Here is a 21983-nt window from a genome sequence, read left to right as displayed (position 1 = left end):
CCTATTTTTTGGTTAATTTGACAAGTCGGATGATGACAAAAAGTAGCAACGATAATTTAAGTAATTGTTTTAATTGAATTTAAAATATTGGCTCAAGACCTGCAATCTTTAATTAAGATTAGCAGTTTTATTCACATTCATCACTTGCTTCGGCTTAATATTGTCTAGGTGAGCGACTAAGGGACACAAAATGATCAAGCAAATTCGAAAACCGGTTTTTATGTTCGCAACAATAATGGCATCAAGCATCATACTTTCTGGCTGCATTGTACATGTCAATGCAAAAGATCACAGATACGAATCGCGCCATGATCTCTCTAGCGATGATTTTTCAACAACCAATAAGCGCGTTGATGTGCCAGATAATACAAGCGCTGGTGAAGTGAGCTCGGTCAACGGTCGACTCAGCATGGGGGATCATGTTAGTGCAGAACGTGTTACCAACGTAAATGGCAAAATAAGCATCGGAGACCATGTTAGCGTATCCGCTGTCAAATCGGTCAACGGTAAAGTTGAGATCGGTGAGCACTTCAGCGCTACAAATGACGTTTCTACCGTCAACGGTGCCATCCAAATTAACGAAAATAGTGAAGTTGGCGGTGACGTCAACACCGTTAATGGCAGTATTAAACTAACTCGCGTAAAAGTAGCACAAGACGTGGTGACGAAAAACGGCTCTATTTACCTCAATGATGAAAGTGTGGTGAAAGGCGATATCGTGTTTCAAGAAGTCAATCAGAAATACTATTCGTGGGGAAATAAGAACCCAACCTTGTCAATCGACGAAAGCTCAACTGTTGAGGGATATATAATCCTTAAGCGCGAAGTAACACTTGATATCGATAACGAAGCACTATTGAGTAAAGTTAAACGCGAATACTAAGTCATTCGAGTACATCAATTTCTTCTCCCTGTGGTTATTACAACTTAAAATAACCTTTATAAGGCCAGCTTATTAGTTGGCCTTTTTTTAACAATTAAAAAAGCAAAAACCGTTTCGGCGTGCCTCTGACCCGCGTTAACTCAAAATTATTGCGGTTTGACAGGTGTTTTATTAACGTTTTAATAACAAAGTAATAAGTGGTAAATACCTGATCGATAATGCGCAGTATTAAAGGCTCGTCCTAATGTCGCGGCTTATGTACACTAATCACGTGTCCAAACGAGCAAATAACCGCGTGAAAGAAACCGTAAATTTAGTCAAAAAGAATATTGGCGAAAGCACCCGTTACCGATTTTGGTTCTGGCAAGCAAGCTTTTGGCTTTTTTTAAGCGTGACCAGTTTTGTCATCTTGACACTTTGGTACGGTAATCTATCGCTTGCGAGTATTGAACATACTATATTGCAGGGAATAGTCGGCCTCGGCTTTTCAGTATTTCTCTACAAAGTTTTTGAGCTTATTTGGAACAAGCCGCTTCGATATCGAATGATGGTGGGCGGCAGTGTTGTATTTTTAATCGCGTTTATCTGGACCATTTTCAGGATGTATTTACTGGCTTGGTTGACTGACTTTGACAGTATGTTTGACGAATTTGGCGGTTGGTATTTTGCGAGCCTATTTATTTTTCTCTGCTGGACGGGATTGTTCCATGGGATCCGGTACTACGAACTACAGCAAGAAGAACATCAGTCTGTATTGCAAGCCGAAGCTGCCGCGCGCGATGAGCAAATTAAACGCATCGAAGCACAAAGTATTGCCAGAGATGCACAACTAAAAATGTTGCGTTATCAATTAAATCCTCACTTTTTGAGCAATACACTAAACGCAATTAACTCTTTGATTGAATTGGGAGAGGCAGATAAAGCGCAAAAGATGACTGTTCAACTAAGTCAATTCCTGCGCTACTCATTAGACAATGACCCGGATACAACTATAGAATTACGCAAAGAAATTGACGCTACCAACCTGTATCTCGAAATTGAAAAGACTCGATTTGGTGACCATCTCGAAATTAAATATGAAGTCACGCGAGAAGCGGAAAAAGCGCTTGTCCCTAGTTTGTTGCTTCAGCCAATTATAGAAAATTCAATGAAACACGCCATTTCAAAAAATGAACATGGCGGCACAATACTCATCAAAGCCAGGCGAGAGAACACAAGGCTAATTCTGGTACTCAGCGATACAGGCGATGGCTCCCCAACCCAAGAGCCAACGACAAAAGGAGTTGGTCTAAAAAACATCCAACAGCGTTTAAAGACACTGTACGATAACAATCACGAACTCATTTTTACAAAGGAAATTGGGCCAGGTTTAACAACCATTATCAATCTTCCTTTTGAAACCTAAACGGACGTAATATGCCGACAAAGTTGCGAACCGTCGTAGTAGACGACGAACCCCTAGCGCTTAAATTGATGCTATCTAAGCTATCAAAGATGCCAGAAGTTGAAATCGTCGCCAGTTGTAAAAATGGCAGAGAAGCTATTGATGCAGTGATGGAGTATGCGCCCGATTTAATGTTTTTAGACATTCAAATGCCGGGCTTAACTGGTTTAGAAGTGGTCAAACAACTGCAAAATGATGTACAACCACTCATTGTATTTGCAACGGCTTTTGAACAATACGCACTCGATGCTTTTGATGCGCATGCAGTCGATTACGTCGTTAAACCCATTGACGACGAACGCATAAAAGTGTCCGTAGAAAGAGCATTGCAAAGGCACTTGATTCAACAACAAATGAAAACTAAACAACAAGTGATTGGCGCCATTGAAAGTATATCTGACGAAAAGACTGTCGTTTGGTCAACGAATGAATCCCAACCATCAAAAGAACTCAAAAAAATCGTCATTAAAGATAGAGATGAAATCCATATCATTGCACAGGCCGATATCCAATGGATAGATGCGGCGGGTGATTACATATGCGTCCATGCAAAAGGCGAGACACACGTTAAAAGAAGTACTTTAAAAGAAATGCTGAATGAACTTGATGAGAGTTTATTTAAACGCATCCATCGCTCAACGATTGTCAATCTTAGTTATATCCGAAAGGTTATTCCGCACACTAAAGGAGAGTTCTTCTTGATGCTCGGAGAATTCGATAAGGTTAAAGTGAGCCGAAATTATAAAGATGTGATTAAGAGCTACTTAGCTTCAAGTTAAAACCTGTATAAAAATCACACAACAACATAATACTTTATGGTGATTTTTCATTATTTGTACTATCATATGATTTTTAACCTGTGGTAGTACAAATTGTCACTAGATAGCGTTGTACCCTTTTATTTTGCAGCAACAATAGGCATGAACATTTTGTGCGCCGTAGCTGCCTTTACCTCAGGTTTTGCGAATAAACAGAAGCACTTTAAAGCAATATTCGTAGCATGTGTATTAACTATCGTTTACCAATACTCGACTTGGGAGTATCACCAACAAGCAGATGTAGCATCTTCACTCTACTGGCTGAAGATTCAATCAACGGCAACCATACTCTCAATACCTCTTTACTATTTTATTTTTATTCAATGGAGTGGGTATAAGTTTCGTCGACGCTTTTTTGCGACTATTGCTCTCTTTGGGCTTTTATTCGCCCTAATAAATTTAGCATCTCAAAGCACAATTAGGTATCAAGGCGGCGCAGATACTATTACCATCATCTCCTATCAACTCCTTACGGGTGAACAAGTATATCGAGCATCCGGTATTCCTAGCATGATTGCAGCCCTCTTTTACCCATATGTTCTCATTGTTTTTGCAGTCTTAGCTTGGGTAGCAGCCAGGCTGGTAAAAGAGAAAAAATATTGGATCGCAAGTACTTTGCTAGTATGCCTTTTTCTGCAGGTCACTGCCGCGGTTGGTGCTCGATTGGTTGATATGGGCGTTTCCAACCTAATCTATTTCGGCGGTTTGCCTTTTACCACCGTGAACTTTATGTCGTGTATTTGGCTTGTTTTGTCTCATGGCACACAAAGCCGTTCGCTCACAAAAGAAATATCTCTAAGAAAACAGTTAGAGCAGGCCATGGAAAGTTTAGTCAAAGGGAATGCGTCTAATAACAGCGATGATTTTTATTTTGAAATGCTTAGCGAACTACAGAGAATCAGTAACGCTAAGTGCGCATACATAGGCTTTTTAAACGAAGAAAACCAGCCAACCACCTTTGAAAGCAAGGTGTTTTTATTTGAAGGGCAACGCCGTGAAAATATTTCTTTTTCACTAAATCAAATAGATGACGAGCTTATTACTTACGATAAGATGCTTGTTATAAAAAAGAATCTGGAGAAATTTGGAAAAAACGAGCTTTTTGAAAAGCTAAGTGCAAAAGCGATGATCAACTGCCCAATGAACAACGATACAGGTCAGTTGGAAGGCAGTATTGTCCTTATTTACGACCGCATACTAGACTTACCTGACTCGTTTTATAATACCGTTGAATTATTTGCCTCTAGAAGTGCTGTTGAAATAAAACGTGACCGCCTAGAAAGAGAGTTACATCAAATGGCTTACTTTGACTATAAAACTAAGCTACCAAACTTGATGTATTTGCACCAACAAATCAACGAAAGTTTTGATACAAATATTCAAAACGGTACTCAATCGGCTTTATTGATTGTTGATTTGAATAAGTTTGCAGAAATCAATCGCCAGTTCGGTTTTAACATGGGAGAGAAAGCGCTTTACGAGGTAGCAGCTAGACTTAAAAATTATCAAACACCTGACATTTCGGTAAATCGGATAGGAGGAGATGAGTTTAGCGTATTAATCAATACAATCACTGACGATCCTCAAGGTATTGTGCAACTTCACTGGGAAGCAATAAATGCCCTAGTTGAAAAACCAATCATTGATGGTCACAATTCAATGAAATTAAGTTGCAGCGGCGGCGCAGTGATTTTTCCCTTGCAAGTAGAACAAAAACCCGAAATCTTGCGATGTGCAGAAATCGCACTTGAACAAGCAAAGCAGGCCAAACGCAATGATATGCGCTTGTTTGATGAAGAAATCTTACATGAAATCGATCGTCAATCTAGGTTGGTGTCTTTATTGAAATTAGCATTGATAGATCAAAAAGAACTCTTCCCAGTCTTCCAACCAAAAGTGGACGCGAATGGTAATCTAATCGGTGCGGAAGCTTTAGCAAGGTGGGTAAGTAGCGAAATTGGATTTGTATCACCTCAAGAATTTGTGAGTGCAGCTGAAAACTCTGGTTTTATTGGACAATTAGGGTTTTGGATGGTCGAGGCTGTGTGTAAGCAAATTAATCACTGGCAGGCTATGGGGATCGAATTCAAGGGTAGGATTGCGATTAACTTCAGCGCTTTTCAGCTTATAGAAGAAGACTTCGTCGAGAAACTGGTTCAATTGGTTGAAGAACATCATGTGCAACCTACACAAATTGAACTCGAACTCACCGAATCAGGCCTTTTGACCAATATGGGCGACTGTGTAAAAAAACTGGAGCGGTTGAGAAAGCTTGGCTTTACCGTGGCACTTGATGACTTTGGTACAGGTTACTCTTCACTCTCATACCTTAAGGATTTACCCTTAGATGTATTAAAGATTGATCGTTCTTTTGTGAATAGTTTAGATGCTCAAAACACGACAGAATTAGCGCGATCAATTATTTCTATCGGCCAGCATATGTCCTTATCGATTGTTGCAGAAGGTGTTGAAGACGTTCAACAGGTCAATACGCTTTCGCAAATGGGCTGTAAAATTTTCCAAGGTTATTATTTTGCGAAACCCATGACAGCAGATGATTTTTTCACTTGGGCCGCATCGCACACTCATGAAAGTACAACACGACTTGCTCATAATAGCTGATAAGTTTTGGTGAGTTGCTGACCAATCACTTTTTTGCCATGCTGATTTAAACTCTACTTGCGGTGAATGAACATGGCTAACTTTCAATTTAGTACGACTCCCAAAATCATCAGTAGTGCTGGCTCATTAATGCAAGCTATTGACTGGCTTGAGAAAAACAAACTAAACAAACCCATGATCGTAACCGATGCTGGCATCGTCTCACTAGGTCTCCTAGCACCTTTGGAAGAACGAATGCTACAAAACAACAAATCTGTCTATATATTCGACCAAGTCCAAGCTGATCCAAGTGTGGAAATAGTGACACAGGCCATCGATTTTGCTAGAAACAATGGTATTGATTCGGTATTGGGCATTGGCGGAGGGAGTTCATTAGATGTGGCCAAACTTGTCGCAATCCAAACCCATAATTCACAGACGCTAGAGGCGATTTTTGGTGTTGAAGTCATTCAATCGAGCGCTGCATGCTCTAAACTACCTTTAATCCTTGCACCAACCACCGCTGGGACAGGCTCTGAAGTTACTGCCGTTGCAATTGTCACAACGGGAAACACAACCAAAGCAGGTATTGTTAGCGAGATGCTATACCCAGATATTGCTATCCTCGACGCTCAACTTACCCTTTCACTTCCCTCTTCAGTAACCGCCGCAACTGGCATAGATGCAATGGTCCACGCAATAGAAGCCTTCACAAGCAAGATCAAGAAAAACCCATACTCGGACATGCTAGCTAAGCAGGCACTTTTGTTATTAACCAAAAATATTGAAACGGCCACCTTTTCACCGTCTGATATTAGTGCTCGCCAAGCAATGCTGCTGGGTGCGTGTCTAGCAGGACAAGCTTTTGCGAATGCACCTGTGGGTGCAATCCACGCACTCGCCTACCCTTTGGGCGGGCATTTTCACATTCCACATGGGTTGAGCAATGCTTTGGTGATGCCACATGTGATGAGGTTTAATGCAACAGCAGCGGCTGATATGTATGCAGAGCTTTATACTTGCTTGCAACAAAGCGGGGTTGTTTTTGAACATTTGGAGCGCACAGACAATACTCGAAAGCAGACAACTGAACAACAAGCTGAAGCTTTTATCACTTTCCTTTTTTCGCTAGTCACAAAACTAGGGCTTCCTACAAAGCTAAGAGAACTCGGCATTACTAAAGCTGATATAGATACCTTGAGTATTGATGCAATGAAGCAAACCCGTTTGCTAGTTAACAACCCAAAAGAGGTAAGTTTGGAAGACGCTATGAGCATATATCAGCAAGCTCTTTAGCTTGGAAAATCATATTGCGAAAAAAGGACGGTAGCAACATCACTACCGCCTAGCTTATTAAATAATTACTCTAAGGTTCCACGAGCTAAAGATTCTGCATAAACCTCTTCATAAATGCTCAAGTCTCCTTGCTTGTATGCGACTAGCCTTGGGTAAATAACTAACTGAGTTTGGTAGTTACCGTCTCTATCAAAGTCTGATAAGTAAACATCACTTTCGATGACGTAGATAATAGTGCCTTCTTTTTTACTTGAAACCGGTTTCCAAGCCCTGCCCCTTACCGCGAAATCACGACTGGCTTCAAAGGCGACAAAATTGCCAAATTCGAACACTGACCAATTAAACGAGTTTTTATCCGAGAAAAAGTAAGGGTTTTCACCCTCTACGCGAGGGTCAAAATATGAAATTCTGCCCATCGTGCCATCAGACAAGACACTGAATGCAAATACCTGATCTAAGCTAATACCATTTTCATTGTCAGCTCCTTCTTCGCTGAGCCCAGCATTGATTGTCGAAAACCAAGCTGTCGGCAAGTCAGCAACCAATGTATCTTTCGTTAACTCATCCCAATCTTGTCTTAAAATTGTGCCAGTGAAATGTCTACTTTGATTCGTTTGTGAACCATACTGGCCTAATATTGCAAATTCACCGTCATCCTCTAAAACTAACTCAAGTTCAATGGTCACTCCATTCGATTGCGTGTATTGAAATCCCTTATCTGTTGCTTCCCAAATCAATGGGTTTTGACCGCGCTGAGTTACACCAGTGCCGTCGCTGTTTAGCGTTATAAAATCATGAAAAAGTTGTGTAAACGTATCGGCTTGACCAAGGATACCCGACTCGACATATAAATCATAAACAGGTAAGGCCCAAGTGCCTGTAATATCTAAACTACCGATATCCACCTGTGATGACTCTGTGGGTACAACAAAATAGCCTGTATTGCTGAACTCTGAACTGCGCGCGAAAGCCACTTCACTACCGTTGCTATCGGGAATAAATAATTGCTCAAGTACATCGAAGGTGTGTGCAGTATTAAAGCCTAGGTCGCTTTTATTCATTAACTTTAGCGTAGAAGATACATATTCATACGTGACTCGTAACTGCGCTCCACCATCTTCAGTATAAGTGGCAGAAAAAGCTTGGGCAGCATCTTCACCATACTCTTCTAATACCCTCGAATAGTTATAAAAGGGATATGACTCAGTTGGCACGCTTTCAAAGTCAATATTTAACTCGCCACCTGCTAGGGTCCAAGCAAAATCAATTTGTTCACTAGTAAAGGCCGAAGTAATTTTCTCTTGTGAATAGGTTCCCGTATTATCATCGCCGAACACAAATGCTGTCGCATTTGATGGAAAGCGCCTGTCCAGAGCATAATTGTATACCGAAGGTGCAAACAGCAAAGATTTACCGCTGAAGTCTGCCATTTCAAAATCATCGCCGACGTCAGGGTCACTAATAGTTTCAGTAATCGCTACTTGCAAGTCTGCTTGAGCTTGTGGATCTAAATTACCCTCATCATCGAGCAAGCCTGCGTTAGCCCAGTACAAGTTAATTGCAGTTTCTATATCTGCATCACTACCGTCGGTATTGGTTCTGCTCAATGTACTTAGGCTAGTCTCACCTTCTGGTATCATATAACTGTCGTTGTCTATCAAAAGTTTTAGAAAGCCAGAAGTGTCCAAGATCGATTGAAATGACACTTCACCCAAGGAGCCTTGAAAGTTTGACTTATCAGAAAAAGACGCAGCCCCATTTTGCTCTTTAGCTAATAAGTAGGATGCGCTTGTTACATGCGTCACGTTGACGTCAGCGCTCTCATCTCGTGTTAATTGAAAATCATCGTTGCGCAAAGCTAGCAGCTCAGAAGATGCTCCCATAAAGCTAAGCAATTCGACTTGGGATTGTTCGCCTTCTCCCTTGGCATTTATTGTTAAGGGGCTGTGAGTATCTTGGAAGGCTATTTCGAGTATGTAGTCGCCATTTTGATCGGCCTGAGCACTAAAGCTTTCATCACCGACGGTTACCGTTACAAAGGCGTTAGGAATTGGGCCATCTGTGACTCTTCCTACTAAGGTCATGGTTTGAGAAGACAAAATACTAACGCTTGCGGTACTCGTTAATTCACCATCTGAAATACTGTACTCTAAGGAGTCTATTCCGACAAAATTTGGATTGGCCGTATATTCTATCGAAGTGCCCGAAATCTGCGCACTGCCATTACTTGGCACTGTTGTAATGTCTGATATGCTCAATGTATCCCCTTCGGCATCAGAGTCATTACCCAGCACATCAATCATGATTGTTTGACTGTTTATACTAGCAGTTTCGTCCGCATTAGCGACAGGAGCAGTATTGGTGGGGGGAGTTGGTTCTGGTTCAGGGGAAGTTGTTTGCTCGTCGTCAGAACTTCCACAAGCGCCTAAAACTAAGGCGACTGCAATCGCTAAAAAATGTTTTTGTGTAATCATTGTATTTCCCTTTTAGTGAGTTACCCAACGAAAGTAGTTTCATACTTGCACTGAACCTCTCACTAGACTCGACAAAAACATTTAATAATTTTAAGTGTTACTCATCAAAAATCATAAACAATGGCACTCGCCAGCAGCTTCGATTCTTCGATTTTTTCTTGCACACACTTTTTCACATCTTCGACTTTGAAAACATAAATCTTGTCTTGCGATGCTTGACTATCGTTGAAGCCTCGAAGCACAAAACTCACATTTTCTCCATTAGGAATGGCTCTTAAACCTCCTCCAAATCGACATAGAGTGTCGGCCACACCTTCTTCGAATGAAGCTAAGAAAGACTTTTTAGCTTGTTCAGATTCTGCTTGTTTCTTTTCGAGTAGCGCCTTTTGTTCTGACTCTATTTTTTCAGAGTATGCCTGTAAGTCAGCTTGTTTCTTGCTTAGTTCGGCTAGCTCTTTTTCTAATTCTTTTAGATCTTCTTTTAGCTCTTTTGCACGTGAAGATTCTGCATTGCGAAGTTCAAAGTTAAGATCTCTTTTGCGGCGCTCATATTCACGTGCTTCCCAAGCCAAATCTCGTGATTCACTTCTCAAGTCTTGTAAACGACCGCGATTACCCGAAAAGTGATGCTTAACTGAATCAAGTGCTTCATGAATCGTTTCTTGAAGCTCTATCTCCATTTCTTCACTAAATACGCCGCTACCACTGAAATCAATCTCAGGCACCGGTGGCGGTACTGGAAAACCACTTTCAAAAAATACACGAGTGGTTCTGCCGCTTGTTGTTAAAGTGAACACCACTCCTTGATTGGCAAGGTAACTGGTTTGCATTGAGCGAAACTTGATTGCTTGCTGGCTGGTCTCTTGTTTCAATGCGGTATTGAGCACACTGTTCATTATCTCAAGCTCTTTAGATAGCGCTTGATAGTTTGTCGCACCGTGCGCCGCACAAGCAACAAATAATGCTGCTACACCACTACTTACTAGTCTTTTAATATTCATATTCATCTTCCTAAAAAATTGTTTAGCCTACTCATCATTGAGTTGTGTAGCGTCAAAACCTGGACCATTGGGAGAGGTATAGTTAAGTCTTGGGCCTACCTGAAAGCTAAGTTCTTGCTGAAAGTCTTTGAGTTGATTAGCGTAAAACAGCTGATCATCTCGGCGTTGGTCGTTGATGTACTTTATAAGTTCGGCAAAATCTTCTCTTCGCTCTTGTCTATTTGACGTCAGCAGGTACTGAGTCAATTGTGTACTATTCTCTGCTTGCTGCTTTTGCAGTGTTTGTAAATATTGTGCAAACATTGCTTGATTGGTTTCTTGTTGCGCTAACAGTTTTTCATTAAGCTTTTGGTCGACTAACTTATCAATCGTTTCTTGTGGTACCTCAGAACCAAAGCCAAACGAAAAACGTCCATCTTTTGACTCAATATTAAAGTCCGTGAGCACCATTAATATAGCAAGCGCAGAGCAGGCAATAGAGCTAATCGGTAAGCCTTGCCATTGCCACCAAGCTTGTTTGGCCGCTTTATACTTATCAAAATTGAAACTGTTGTCTTTGTCCCAATTGGGAATATCAAAGTCGCCTGCGGTGTCGACAATGACGCTTGTTTGGTTGGCGCATTGCACCATTTCAGCAAACTCATTGTCTTCTAAACACCTTTTTTCAAAGACGGCTCTTTGTTTCGTATCCAATTGATTATCAAGCCAAAGCACCATCAAATCTTCGTTGCTGATAGATTCATATTGATCAGACATGCTCTACCTCCAAAATCGTTTTTAGTTTGCCCAAAGCTGCATAAAGCCTTGATTTCACTGTGTTGGTGGAAACACCTAATTGCTGTGCAATTTCGTCGAATGTAAATTGTCCAAAAAACTTAAGTTCAATGACTATTTTTTGGTTAAAAGGCAATTGCTGCATCGTGTTTAGCAATGCCTGTTGTGATTGCTTAAAAACCAGTTGGCTTTCTATATTGGTACTTTCTATATTGCCACTATCAACACCTGAAACTTGTGCGCTGCCACTTTCATCAATTCGGCTATCAATCAGTTCAGGCGCATCATCTAAACTGACATTTGGCTTTTTGCGCCTGTAAAAATCCATGCTTCTAAAGTGAGCGATGCGAAATAACCAAGCTTTAAAGCTGCCTTCGCCTTTAAAACTATGCAAACTGTTAAACACTGAAATAAAGATTTCTTGCATTAAATCTTTCGCATCATGAGACTGACTTGTCATGCGCATCGCATAGTTAAATATTGACTGCTCATATCGAGAAATAAGCTCGAACCAAGCGTTTTTATTGCCTGATAATGCTTTTTCTACGAGTTGTTGGTCTGAGCGAGAAAACAAATTAAGGTCCAAATTAATGTTGATGTGTAGATATAGTCGTTTGCGATTTTCAAATAGTTTTAATAAGCACTAATTTTTTCGCAATTTATTGAACACTATACTAACATCGCTACGTAAATAACTGTTTTTATATGGTAAAAGGATCTTCAATGCGATATTCAACACTTGGTGCGTCAGGCCTTTCAGTTTCAAGAGTTTGCTTAGGTACAATGACCTGGGGCATCCAAAACGTGCAGTCTGATGCAGATGAACAAATTCAACATGCATTAGACGCAGGTATCAATTTCTTTGATACGGCAGAAATGTATCCTGTGCCGCCAAACGAACCTACACAAGGTGATACTGAGCGTTGCATTGGAGACTGGTTATCGCGCAACCCTTCTATGCGTGAAAAAATGATCATCGCGACCAAAATAGCAGGGCCGGGTTTCCCTTATATTCGCCACAATAGCCCGATTACTGGCGAAACGATCGGTCTCGCGATTGAGGGCTCGTTATCTCGCATGAAGACTGACTATATTGACGTTTATCAGTTACATTGGCCAAACAGAACGACACCGCACTTTGGCAAACACTTAGTCAACCAAATCAAGCCCAGTAGATTGGATGTCGAAAAAGAAAAAGCGAGTAAACGAGATATTTTAACGGGTATCAAAAAAGCGCTTGATTCCGGCAAAATAAGACATTGGGCACTATCAGACGACACGCCTTGGGGCATTCATACTTACTTGGAATTGTGCAAGGAAATGGGTATTCCACAACCAGTTTCAATTCAAAATGAATTCAATTTACTCCATGTGAAAGACTGGGCTTACTTAATCGAGACCTGTGTTTACGAAAATATCGCCTATCTGCCTTGGTCACCTTTATCAGGCGGCATGTTATCGGGCAAATACCTAAATGGCGCACTGCCTGAAGGAAGCCGTTGGACCTTTGAACAGCGCAATGGCATATTCAGAAATACACCCTATAGTGAGCAAGCTGTGCAAGCCTATTGCGATATTGCTAAAAAGTTCAACATAACGCCTAGCCAACTTGCCCTTGCATGGTGCGACCAAGTGGATGGTGTGACTTCTACCATTATTGGTGCAACGACAATGCCTCAATTAAAAGAGAATATTGCTGCGTTTGATATCACGCTATCAAGTGAGTGCCTTGAAGAAGTAAATAATGTGTTGAGGCAGTTTCCTGCGCCTTTCTAATTGTTATCTCCTCGACGGCGCTATTGGTCATTAACTAGTGAGTAGTCAATTAACAAGCTAGCTAAGAAAAAGCCTCATTGTTCAAACTAACTGTTCAATGAGGCTTTTCATTATTTAGTTTCAAACACTTAAAGCTGACTAGCCGCTAATGCCTGCTCTATATCTTCAATGATGTCATCAATATGTTCAATCCCTACCGAGATGCGCACCATGTCTTCAGACACACCGACACTTGCTAGTTCCTCAGGGTTGAGTTGACGATGGGTGGTACTTGCAGGGTGACATGCCAGTGATTTAGCGTCACCGATGTTGACCAAGCGTAAGATTAGCTGCAAGGCATCGATAAATTTAGCGCCGGCGTCTATCCCGCCTTTGATGCCAAAGCTAATAATCCCTGCCGCTTTTCCGCCGCAAATTTCTTGGCAGGTTTGATAGTACTTACTTGTAGGTAAGGCCGCGTAATTGACCCAATTTACCGCTTCATTTTGTTCTAAATAAGCAGCCACTTTTTCTGCATTTTCACAATGCCTTTCCATTCTTAGGGATAAGGTTTCGAGTCCTTGCATAATCTGAAAAGCACTTTGTGGCGAAAGCGCCGCGCCGGTGTTTCTTAATGGTACTACTCGGCATCGACCAATATACGCGGCCTCGCCCAAGGCCTCTGTGTACACCACGCCATGATATGACGGGTCTGGCGTCGTCATCATTGGGAAACGCTCTGCATTAGCTGCCCAGTCGAACTTACCTGAATCGACGATAATGCCGCCAATGGTTGTACCGTGTCCGCCAATGTATTTGGTTAACGAGTGAATCACGATGTCAGCGCCATAATCGAATACCTTGCAAAGCACAGGCGTAGCGACAGTATTATCGACGATTAATGGGACGCCGGCAGCATGTGCGACTTCAGCCCATCTTCTAATGTCCACTACATTACCAGCAGGATTGCCGATTGATTCACAAAACAGGGCTTTGGTATTTTCGTCAATTAAAGAGGCCAGCGTTTCGTAGTCATCACCTTTGGCAAAACGCGCTTCAATGCCTTGTCTAGGAAAAGTATGTGCAAACAGGTTATAAGTGCCGCCATAAAGCTGGCTAGAACTGACGATATTTGAACCCACATCTGCAATTGCTTCTATTGCATAGCGAATCGCGGCCATGCCCGATGCAACAGAAAGCGCACCAATGCCGCCTTCAAGCTGGGCTACTCTGGCCTCTAACACTGCGTTTGTCGGGTTCATGATTCGGCTATAGATATTTCCTGGCACGGCTAGATTGAATAAATCAGCACCGTGCTGCGTATCGTCGAAGGTAAATGAGGTGGTTTGGTATATCGGCGTTGTTGCAGCTTTAGTTGTCGGGTCACTTTCGTACCCTGCATGCAATGCAATCGTTTCAGGCTTCATTCTTTTCTCCCTTTCTAGTAATGCATCAAACATGACATTAAGAGAAAAACATCGCAAGAGATGCGTATCGCTTTGAACAAACCAAAATTGTATAACTAATAATCGATTTCTTTCATGCTAGTATCCAGCGTATGGAGCCATGAGTCACTTATGCAATTTCAATTCAATTGATAAAAGATGACTTATCAATAAGTAGTTACTTACCAACTCGCTTTAGTTTCACTGCGATACAATCTCCAAACAAAGCCAAGGCCAAAGCTGTAGGTTATGTCTTTTTCAAACAAAGGACTGTCTTCGTTGACTGAACCCGAATGTATTTGCATACCTGCTCCGACAAACCCTCTTATATTTTCGGCAATGGGGAATGAAAAGCTTGCACCGAGTTCAGTACCCAAGTAACCCGCTTTCGCATCGTATTGCTGTCTGTCTGCGGTGGCAAATTCTTCTGCGACTTGATAAAAATAATCATGTAAGCGCTCGGTCGCGAACACCATACCTATTGAAGCACTCAACGCAGTCCCTTCAAAAAGGCGTCCACGTTGTTGATAGGTAATCACCGGGTTAAATACAAAACCTCGATCATCCAATTGAGAAAAGTCGGTGGAAAAAACAGCGCGAGCCTGCAACCTAGCATTTAGCCTTGCATTGCCGCCCCCTTCAAACTCAAAGTCTTTGAGTCGATAAACAAGTTGTGGGCCCACCTCAAATAAAAAGTCCAGTTCTGGCATGCCTTCTCTAGCAGTATTATCTTCACTGTCCGCTGAAAACGCGCCACCGAAAGAAAAATCAAGCTCATAGTCTTTTTCATCGACAACAACCGCGCGCACACCACTACCACCGCCCACTCTGAAAATGTCACCTCGGTATACAAAGTAAGGCGCGGCTAAGGCGATAAAATTGCGTTCGCTTGAGGCTGGGTAGTTGGATACTTCTCCAATGCCTCCGCCCACACCAAACTCCCATAAGGATTGGGCTTCCTCCAGACTTTCGAAACCTGTTAAGTCTCGGTCGACCGAGTTGGTTTCGTCTGCCAACGTTAGGTTGTGGACTGCCGATAGGAGGATTGCGGGGATGATCAATCGGGATAGTTTTTTCATGTCGGTCTTAAATGTACGTATTTAGGTACTTCATTCGTGAATTGGGCTTATTTGGATTAGTGAGTTTTGTATATATTTGTGCTGATGAGAAAATAAGTGAGTGTTTTGTTGCTGATAATCGGGGGTTCCAATGAGGTTACCGCATGCGCCGTAATGCCGATTCTTCGGTGTGAGATTTATTGGTAACGTTTCTTTGATGTTGAGATTATCTCGTTCCAAGGAGGTTGCAGTTGTCACTGCAATGACGATTCTTCGGTGTGGCAAATTTAATCGTAACTTAACCAACCAAACTATCGAGCTCACATTACTAAAGAACATTCAGCGCGTCAGATAAGCCCTAAGCATTCATAAAAGCTTCCAACACAGGACGTGTTGGCAGCAGCGGCCAAGGATCGCGCACAGCGGTTTTATGAACGCTTAGGGCTTATCTGGCAAAAGCTGAATATCGCTTACGAAGCGCAGTGGTGCTATACAGCAAGGCTTCCAAGGGGACATCTCCGCTTTCGCGGAGATGACGAGGGAATATTCACCACGGGTATTATTAGAAAGAAACGCTTACCCAAGCCCAAAGCTTGTCTGCATCAACTTTGATGTCGTCAGCAGAATATGAAGCGTACTTGATACCAAATTTGGTTTTCTTACTGATTGGTTTAACGTATTGGAGGTTGATTTCGCTACCAAAATCATCTGCGCCTTCCGCTGACTCATCAGCGCTGAAAGTGTGGTAGGCAGCTAACCAAGAACCACCGGCTACTTTACCCGCAACCGAGACATAAGTATCTACAAGGCCTTGACCTGGTGTACCTAAGAACTGATCAGTCCAACCATTAAACTTGTGAAGCGTTGCCAACGGAGTTTGGAAACCAACTTGACCGTCATCTGATCCAAGTACTTCATAACCTAGCTTAGCTGTAATACCTGAAGTCGAAACACCACCTTCTAAAAAGAGGTAATCAGTATCAAAATCAGAACCGCCCGACTCATTGCTTTGCTTAGCATACTCTGCATGGTACAAGAATTTTGTGTCGCCTTTAGTCGCGCCTTTGAAACTAAAACCATAAGTGTCTAAAGCATTATCGGTACCTTCGTCCACTTCTAATAAGTAGCTATAAGCAGTCAATTTACCCACTGACGTTTTGTAGCTCACATTCAATAAGTGGTCTTTTGCATCTAAATCTTGTGCTTGTGCAAAAATACGATTGCGTTGAGTTAGGTAGTTGTATTCAGCTCTAAACTTGTCGTTTGGTGCATAGATGACAGTCGCGCCATCAAAGGTTTGACGATCCTGTCTCCAGCCAACATGACCCACAAAACGGTGTCCGTCGTGTGTGATGACTTGGCGACCTAACTTAAGCGTGAGCGCATCGTTCTTATATTGAATAAAACCTTGGTCTAGTTCTGTTGTTTCAGGATCGGCGATCACAGAGTATTCACCGGTCTGAAACCCAGTCGGTGGAACAGAGAAGTCGCTTTGCCCTAGAACAATACGGCTATCTTCCATTTCGACAGTAAAAGAAAATCCATTTACCGCTTTTGTCTTGTATCCCAAACGAGTTCTTAACGTGAATGCACTTGCATCTTGTAATGCATTGTCTTGATCAACGCTTTCGTAACGCAGGTTAAGATTCCCATATACATCACCACCCGTTAGTGCTGAAGAAAGTGAATCACTGAATGCACTGGTGCTCAACCCAGCTAATACGAGCATACTTAATTTACGCAGCATTGATATTGTTACCTTTTTTTGTGTCCTGAGTAGTGTTTTCTTGTTTAGTGCTCTGTTTCTTTTCTGCCTTTTTTGGAGAAACAGGTTCGATTTTGCGTTGTTTCTCGTACAAGAATCTAAGCACTTCATGACGATAATGGTTATATTGGGGGTTATCGGCCAAAGCGATACGATCTCTAGGACGATCTAAGTCGACTTTTAGAATCTCGCCAATTGTGGCTGATGGACCATTGGTCATCATGACTATTCGATCAGACAATAGTACTGCTTCATCTACGTCGTGGGTGATCATAATCACGGAGTTTCCAAGCTCCGCATGTATCTCCATTAAGGAGTCTTGTAAGTGGGCTCTGGTCAATGCATCAAGTGCACCGAACGGCTCATCCATCAATAGAATTTTAGGTTCCATAGATAGTGCGCGTGCGATCCCTACCCTTTGTTTCATACCGCCTGAGATCTCAGATGGTAATTTGTCAACCGCGTGGGTCATATGCACAAGCTCTAGGTTGTGTTCGACCCACTCTTTGATTTCTTTTTTGCTTTTTGACTTATTGGTTTGCTTAACCGCTAACTCAACATTTTTATAGACCGTCAACCAAGGCAATAAAGAATGATTTTGAAACACAACCGCGCGCTCGGGCCCTGGTTCATTCACCTCTTTATTATCAAGCAGAACACCGCCGTAAGTCGCTTGATGAAGACCAGCAACAATGTTTAACACTGTTGATTTTCCGCATCCTGAGTGACCTATTAGAGAGATAAACTCTCCTTTATCAATCTTCAGATTAACGTCCGTTAGCGCATTAAATGGGCCTTTTGGCGTTGGAAAATCGATACCCACTTGGGTAAGTTCTAAATGATGTTTGATAGACATAATAGTCTCCTTGTTACCTATTCTTGCTCGTTAAACACGTTGTTTTGCTTTTAACACGATTAACGAGTAATCGCTGTTTTGTCCCAACTTACTTTGCGCTGTATCTGAAGCATGATTCTGTCTAAGACAAAACCAATCAGACCAATCGTAATAACAGCGACCATAATGCGCGCTAGCGACTCTGAACTTCCGTTTTGGAACTCATCCCAGACGAACTTTCCTAAACCTGGGTTTTGAGCCAACATTTCAGCAGCAATCAATACCATCCAGCCGATACCTAGCGACAAACGTAGACCGGTAAATATCATTGGTATAGAAGAGGGCAATACGATTTTAATAACGTGAGTAATAGCGTTTAAGCGAAGTACTTTACTGACGTTAATCAAGTCGCTATCAATGCTTGAAACACCTACAGCTGTATTGATTAGCGTCGGCCATAAACAACATAAGGCAACTGTTACTGCTGACGTCACGAAGGATTTAGAAAACATAGGATCATCGCTGACATACAGGGCACTCACGACCATCGTAACAAGTGGCAACCATGCAAGCGGTGATACAGGTTTAAAAAGTTGAATAAGCGGGTTAGCCGCAGAATAAGCAGATTTGCTTAAGCCACATACAATACCTAAAGGAACGGCGATAATGGAGGCAATTACAAAGCCCACCATGACCGTATACAAACTCGTCCAGATTTGCTCAAAGAAGGTCGGCGCGCCCGTAAATGCACGAATTTTTGGTTCGTAGGTCGGGTCTTGAGCGAGTCGAGCAGCGTTTCTTTGCTCTTGTCGTTCATAGAAAGCATCGGCTTTTTCTTGTTGAGCAACGTGCTCGTTGTATAAGCTTCCGGCTTGTTCATACACTTGAGCAGGTCCTGGGAACTGCCCAAGTGAGGTATCGATATTTTTTGCAGCTAAGTTCCAAGCTAACAAAAAAACAATCACACCCAGTATCGGTAAGATTAAACCAGCCGCAAACTTGGCAAAGCGGTTTTTGTCTATCCCCGTTTTTACATTACCAATCATGGTAGGAAGTGTGGCTGATTTAAACATAGTAATACTCCAGTGTGTTGCTTAAATTAAATCTTGTCTGCGCCTTTCAAACCGATAGTTAGCTTGTTCAGGTACTCATTAGGCTTGCTACCGTCATAAGTTACGTTGTCCAAGAACTCAGTTTGAGGAGGCTTAAATCCAGTTTCAGTTGCAAAATCTGGGAAGTCTGAAGCGTTCGCCTTTTTCTCTGCAATCAGTGCTTTAGCAGCTTGTGCATAGATATCAGGACGGTAAACTTCTTTAGCGGTTTGCATGTACCAATCATCAGATTTTTGCTCTGAAATTTGACCCCAACGGCGCATTTGCGTTAGATACCAAATTGCATCGCTGTAGTACGGATAAGTTGCGTTGTAACGGAAAAATACGTTGAAGTCAGGAACAGAACGCTTGTCACCTTTTTCGTATTCAAAGGTGCCCGTCATCGAGTTTGCAATTACGTCTGCATCAGCACCAACGTATTGCGGCTTAGCTAGCATTTTCACAGCAGCGTCACGGTTAGCGTTGTTGTTTTCATCAAGCCACATTGCCGCTCTGATCATCGCTTTTACAACACGAATATGCGTATTAGGGTTTTTCTTAGCCCACTCGCTGCTCACACCAAATACTTTTTCTGGATTGTTTTTCCAAATTTCGTAGTCAGTAATCACAGGCACACCGATGCCTTTAAATACAGCTTGTTGGTTCCACGGCTCACCTACGCAATAACCAGAAATAGTACCCGCTTCCATTGTTGCTGGCATTTGCGGTGGCGGTGTCACTGAAAGTTGAACATCAGCATCAATTTGACCGCTAGTGTCACCTTTGTGAGGGGCGTAGTAACCTGGGTGTAATCCACCCGCCGCTAGCCAGTATCTCAATTCATAGTTGTGAGTAGAAACAGGGAATACCATGCCCATTTTAAAAGGCTTACCTTCACTGATACTCTTTTCTACCACTGGCTTGAGCGCAGTTGCGGAAATTGGGTGTTGGACTTTTCCATCAACTTGAGGAATGTTTGGTTTCATTTGCTTCCAAACATCATTTGAAACCGTAATCGCATTACCGTTTAAATCCATGCTGAATGCAGTGATGATGTGTGCTTTAGTACCGTAACCAATAGTTGCGCCTAGCGGCTGTCCAGCAAGCATATGCGCACCGTCCAGTTCGCCGTCGATAACGCGATCAAGCAGTACTTTCCAGTTAGCTTGAGCTTCTAGCGTGACATATAGGCCTTCATCTTCGAAGTAGCCATTTTCATAAGCAACCGCTAACGGTGCCATGTCGGTTAGTTTAATAAAACCAAATTTAAGTTCTTCTTTCTCTGCCCAGCCAACTTGTTCAGCATTGACTGCAGATACGCTCATAATGCTGATACTTGTTGCTAAAATTCCTGCGCACTTAGCGAGTTTTTTAATGCTTTTAACGATCATCGACTTTCCTCTTGCGATAAAAAAACCCACATGACAACAAGACCGCTTTGCGGCTATGTCAATGTGGGCTTCGTTGCCAAAACAGTATTTGCCAAAATGGCTAACACTTAAAATTTGTTACAGAAACTACTAGGCAAAATTGTGATGCCATGTGCTGTATCAATTTAGAGCATCAATAGTGCCAACTAGTAAAGCTTATATTTTTTAATGACTTAACAACTTTTTAACAGAATGAAATGTAGTATATAGAACGGATGTGGTGCAGGCTGCACAAGATGAGTGCTTCGGCTTGCACCAATAAGCTATACTAAAGTTTAAGCAGGTTTAGGTTGCGATGTTTCCATAATTCAAGCGCTTCGTTAGCAGCTGTTTCAAAGGAAAGTGAATTGTCCATGGCAATTAACATGGCACTTAAGGTACTGAGTGTCGCACCTATTCCATATTTATCGACGACCTCTCCTGACCAAACCTCTCTCAATAATTGAACATCGAGTTTCCTCGGTTTAATTGACCAATTTTCATTCACGGCAGGAATCGTAAGTATTTTGGTTTCTTGATTTTGAGTCATCAACAACTCACATGCGCGTTCAGGATTGACTTCTAGCTCACCAGCATCCCCTCTAAAAGCTGTAGTACGCTCATTGAGTAATCTCGCAACTTTTGCGTGTTTGCTATCTAAGCCTCTGTGATAAACACCTTGCAAGGAAGTATGTGCGTCTGCAGGATTTAGCATTCGTGAAAGCGTATTAGCGCAAGAGCGCAACCCAAACTGCGCTCTAAGCTTAATTAAGTCATCCAACTGTGAGTTAATAAATGACAAGTCACTATATGCAAACCCCCTTAGTTCCAGAGTGCGTTCTATTTCCGGAATCGAGTTTGCAATGTTATAGCCGAGTTGGGTGAGCGCATCACTGACATACAAACGTTTAGTATCAGGTTCGTCAGTACCATGAATAAGGACTTTTTTGCCCATCTGTACAATACAAAGCATGGCGAGTATTAGCCAAGGTAAGTGACGACGCTTTCCTGCATAGCAAGGCATATCTAAGTCAATTTTTAGTTGCTTCAACTTGGGATTATTGTATGCCCTTGTTGCTTGTAAAAATCCAGCGATCTCTTCAGAAGTCTCTTCGCGCACTCGAAGCAACATCAGAAACGCGCCGCGCTGTTCGGGGGTGACCTTTCCCGCTAAAAGCAAACTCATTGCATCGAATGCTTCTTCTTGGGTGAGTGTTCTGCCGGAACGATGCCCTTTGCCAATTGCTTGAAGATAGGTTTTGAAAATCTGTTCTGACATTTTTTTCTTTGATCTTAGGTAATAATGGATGTTGGGAAGCAGTAATAGCACCTAA

17 protein-coding genes are annotated in these 21983 nt (G+C 42.1%); 6 read left to right on the top strand and 11 right to left on the bottom strand.

Annotated elements, in window-relative coordinates:
* Nucleotides 1-190: 190 nt before the first annotated feature.
* The 5 genes from KUL10_RS04180 to KUL10_RS04160 all read left to right on the top strand — a co-directional run bounded on the left by KUL10_RS04180 (nucleotide 191) and on the right by KUL10_RS04160 (nucleotide 7042).
* The gene (locus KUL10_RS04180) at nucleotides 191-883 is read left to right on the top strand and encodes a hypothetical protein (protein WP_110427659.1); all 693 of its coding nucleotides are present in this window, start codon (nucleotides 191-193) and stop codon (nucleotides 881-883) included.
* Nucleotides 884-1178: 295 nt separating this feature from the next.
* The gene (locus tag KUL10_RS04175) at nucleotides 1179-2288 is read left to right on the top strand and encodes a sensor histidine kinase (protein WP_233499698.1); all 1110 of its coding nucleotides are present in this window, start codon (nucleotides 1179-1181) and stop codon (nucleotides 2286-2288) included.
* A gap of 11 nt (nucleotides 2289-2299) precedes the next feature.
* The gene (locus tag KUL10_RS04170; RefSeq protein WP_110427658.1) at nucleotides 2300-3106 is read left to right on the top strand and encodes a LytTR family DNA-binding domain-containing protein; all 807 of its coding nucleotides are present in this window, start codon (nucleotides 2300-2302) and stop codon (nucleotides 3104-3106) included.
* 141 nt (nucleotides 3107-3247) lie between these two features.
* Complete coding sequence (locus KUL10_RS04165) at nucleotides 3248-5767, top strand: bifunctional diguanylate cyclase/phosphodiesterase (RefSeq protein WP_146216754.1); 2520 nt, start codon at nucleotides 3248-3250, stop codon at nucleotides 5765-5767.
* A 72-nt stretch (nucleotides 5768-5839) separates the two neighbouring features.
* A complete protein-coding gene (locus KUL10_RS04160; protein ID WP_110427656.1) occupies nucleotides 5840-7042 on the top strand; it encodes an iron-containing alcohol dehydrogenase in 1203 nt (400 codons plus the stop codon).
* Nucleotides 7043-7107: 65 nt separating this feature from the next.
* Here KUL10_RS04160 and KUL10_RS04155 read toward each other — a convergent pair whose 3' ends face one another.
* From KUL10_RS04155 to KUL10_RS04140, 4 genes are all read right to left on the bottom strand, one after another.
* Nucleotides 7108-9516, bottom strand: coding sequence for an Ig-like domain-containing protein (locus tag KUL10_RS04155; RefSeq protein WP_110427655.1), 2409 nt, complete (start codon nucleotides 9514-9516; stop codon nucleotides 7108-7110).
* A gap of 104 nt (nucleotides 9517-9620) precedes the next feature.
* Nucleotides 9621-10517, bottom strand: a complete 897-nt coding sequence (locus KUL10_RS04150) for a hypothetical protein (protein ID WP_110427654.1) — start codon at nucleotides 10515-10517, stop codon at nucleotides 9621-9623.
* A gap of 27 nt (nucleotides 10518-10544) precedes the next feature.
* A complete protein-coding gene (locus tag KUL10_RS04145) occupies nucleotides 10545-11273 on the bottom strand; it encodes a hypothetical protein (RefSeq protein ID WP_110427653.1) in 729 nt (242 codons plus the stop codon).
* Nucleotides 11266-11865 carry an RNA polymerase sigma factor gene (locus tag KUL10_RS04140; protein ID WP_110427652.1) on the bottom strand — a complete coding sequence of 200 codons (600 nt, stop codon included), beginning with the start codon at nucleotides 11863-11865 and terminating at the stop codon, nucleotides 11266-11268. The genes KUL10_RS04145 and KUL10_RS04140 overlap by 8 nt, the downstream gene beginning before the upstream one ends.
* Nucleotides 11866-12014: 149 nt before the next feature.
* Here KUL10_RS04140 and KUL10_RS04135 point away from each other — a divergent pair, with 149 nt between their 5' ends.
* Nucleotides 12015-13067, top strand: coding sequence for an aldo/keto reductase (locus KUL10_RS04135; protein WP_110427651.1), 1053 nt, complete (start codon nucleotides 12015-12017; stop codon nucleotides 13065-13067).
* Between the two features lie 128 nt (nucleotides 13068-13195).
* On the opposite strand, the gene KUL10_RS04130 is transcribed toward KUL10_RS04135, so the two are convergent.
* The 7 genes from KUL10_RS04130 to KUL10_RS04100 form a co-directional block, all read right to left on the bottom strand.
* Nucleotides 13196-14473 carry an O-acetylhomoserine aminocarboxypropyltransferase/cysteine synthase family protein gene (locus KUL10_RS04130; RefSeq protein ID WP_110427650.1) on the bottom strand — a complete coding sequence of 426 codons (1278 nt, stop codon included), beginning with the start codon at nucleotides 14471-14473 and terminating at the stop codon, nucleotides 13196-13198.
* A gap of 200 nt (nucleotides 14474-14673) precedes the next feature.
* The gene (locus KUL10_RS04125) at nucleotides 14674-15570 is read right to left on the bottom strand and encodes a MipA/OmpV family protein (protein WP_110427649.1); all 897 of its coding nucleotides are present in this window, start codon (nucleotides 15568-15570) and stop codon (nucleotides 14674-14676) included.
* A 541-nt stretch (nucleotides 15571-16111) separates the two neighbouring features.
* Nucleotides 16112-17296, bottom strand: a complete 1185-nt coding sequence (locus KUL10_RS04120; protein ID WP_110427648.1) for an alginate export family protein — start codon at nucleotides 17294-17296, stop codon at nucleotides 16112-16114.
* Nucleotides 17286-18170, bottom strand: a complete 885-nt coding sequence (locus KUL10_RS04115) for an ABC transporter ATP-binding protein (protein WP_110427647.1) — start codon at nucleotides 18168-18170, stop codon at nucleotides 17286-17288. The genes KUL10_RS04120 and KUL10_RS04115 overlap by 11 nt, the downstream gene beginning before the upstream one ends.
* Before the next feature lie 59 nt (nucleotides 18171-18229).
* Complete coding sequence (locus KUL10_RS04110; protein ID WP_110428012.1) at nucleotides 18230-19195, bottom strand: ABC transporter permease; 966 nt, start codon at nucleotides 19193-19195, stop codon at nucleotides 18230-18232.
* A 53-nt stretch (nucleotides 19196-19248) separates the two neighbouring features.
* Nucleotides 19249-20565 (bottom strand): CmpA/NrtA family ABC transporter substrate-binding protein, encoded by a 1317-nt coding sequence (locus KUL10_RS04105; protein WP_373415175.1) that lies wholly within the window; start codon nucleotides 20563-20565, stop codon nucleotides 19249-19251.
* Nucleotides 20566-20938: 373 nt separating this feature from the next.
* Nucleotides 20939-21928 (bottom strand): glycosyl transferase family protein, encoded by a 990-nt coding sequence (locus KUL10_RS04100; RefSeq protein ID WP_110427645.1) that lies wholly within the window; start codon nucleotides 21926-21928, stop codon nucleotides 20939-20941.
* Between the last annotated feature and the right edge of the window lie 55 nt (nucleotides 21929-21983).

It is taken from the genome of Glaciecola sp. KUL10, from assembly GCF_003203515.1.
Lineage (GTDB): Bacteria > Pseudomonadota > Gammaproteobacteria > Enterobacterales > Alteromonadaceae > Glaciecola.
Note: the sequence above shows the minus strand (reverse complement) of the source record. Positions and strands in the feature narration are given on the sequence as shown.

Bases quoted from the DNA above. Each gene is read 5' to 3' on its own strand.
- KUL10_RS04180 (WP_110427659.1), top strand. From the start codon at position 191: ATGATCAAGCAAATTCGAAAACCGGTTTTTATGTTCGCAACAATAATG.
- KUL10_RS04170 (WP_110427658.1), top strand. From the start codon at position 2,300: ATGCCGACAAAGTTGCGAACCGTCGTAGTAGACGACGAACCCCTAGCG.
- KUL10_RS04165 (WP_146216754.1), top strand. From the start codon at position 3,248: ATGAACATTTTGTGCGCCGTAGCTGCCTTTACCTCAGGTTTTGCGAAT.
- KUL10_RS04160 (WP_110427656.1), top strand. From the start codon at position 5,840: ATGGCTAACTTTCAATTTAGTACGACTCCCAAAATCATCAGTAGTGCT.
- KUL10_RS04155 (WP_110427655.1), bottom strand. From the start codon at position 9,516: ATGATTACACAAAAACATTTTTTAGCGATTGCAGTCGCCTTAGTTTTA.
- KUL10_RS04150 (WP_110427654.1), bottom strand. From the start codon at position 10,517: ATGAATATTAAAAGACTAGTAAGTAGTGGTGTAGCAGCATTATTTGTT.
- KUL10_RS04145 (WP_110427653.1), bottom strand. From the start codon at position 11,273: ATGTCTGATCAATATGAATCTATCAGCAACGAAGATTTGATGGTGCTT.
- KUL10_RS04135 (WP_110427651.1), top strand. From the start codon at position 12,015: ATGCGATATTCAACACTTGGTGCGTCAGGCCTTTCAGTTTCAAGAGTT.
- KUL10_RS04130 (WP_110427650.1), bottom strand. From the start codon at position 14,473: ATGAAGCCTGAAACGATTGCATTGCATGCAGGGTACGAAAGTGACCCG.
- KUL10_RS04125 (WP_110427649.1), bottom strand. From the start codon at position 15,570: ATGAAAAAACTATCCCGATTGATCATCCCCGCAATCCTCCTATCGGCA.
- KUL10_RS04120 (WP_110427648.1), bottom strand. From the start codon at position 17,296: ATGCTGCGTAAATTAAGTATGCTCGTATTAGCTGGGTTGAGCACCAGT.
- KUL10_RS04115 (WP_110427647.1), bottom strand. From the start codon at position 18,170: ATGTCTATCAAACATCATTTAGAACTTACCCAAGTGGGTATCGATTTT.
- KUL10_RS04110 (WP_110428012.1), bottom strand. From the start codon at position 19,195: ATGATTGGTAATGTAAAAACGGGGATAGACAAAAACCGCTTTGCCAAG.
- KUL10_RS04105 (WP_373415175.1), bottom strand. From the start codon at position 20,565: ATGAGCGTATCTGCAGTCAATGCTGAACAAGTTGGCTGGGCAGAGAAA.
- KUL10_RS04100 (WP_110427645.1), bottom strand. From the start codon at position 21,928: ATGTCAGAACAGATTTTCAAAACCTATCTTCAAGCAATTGGCAAAGGG.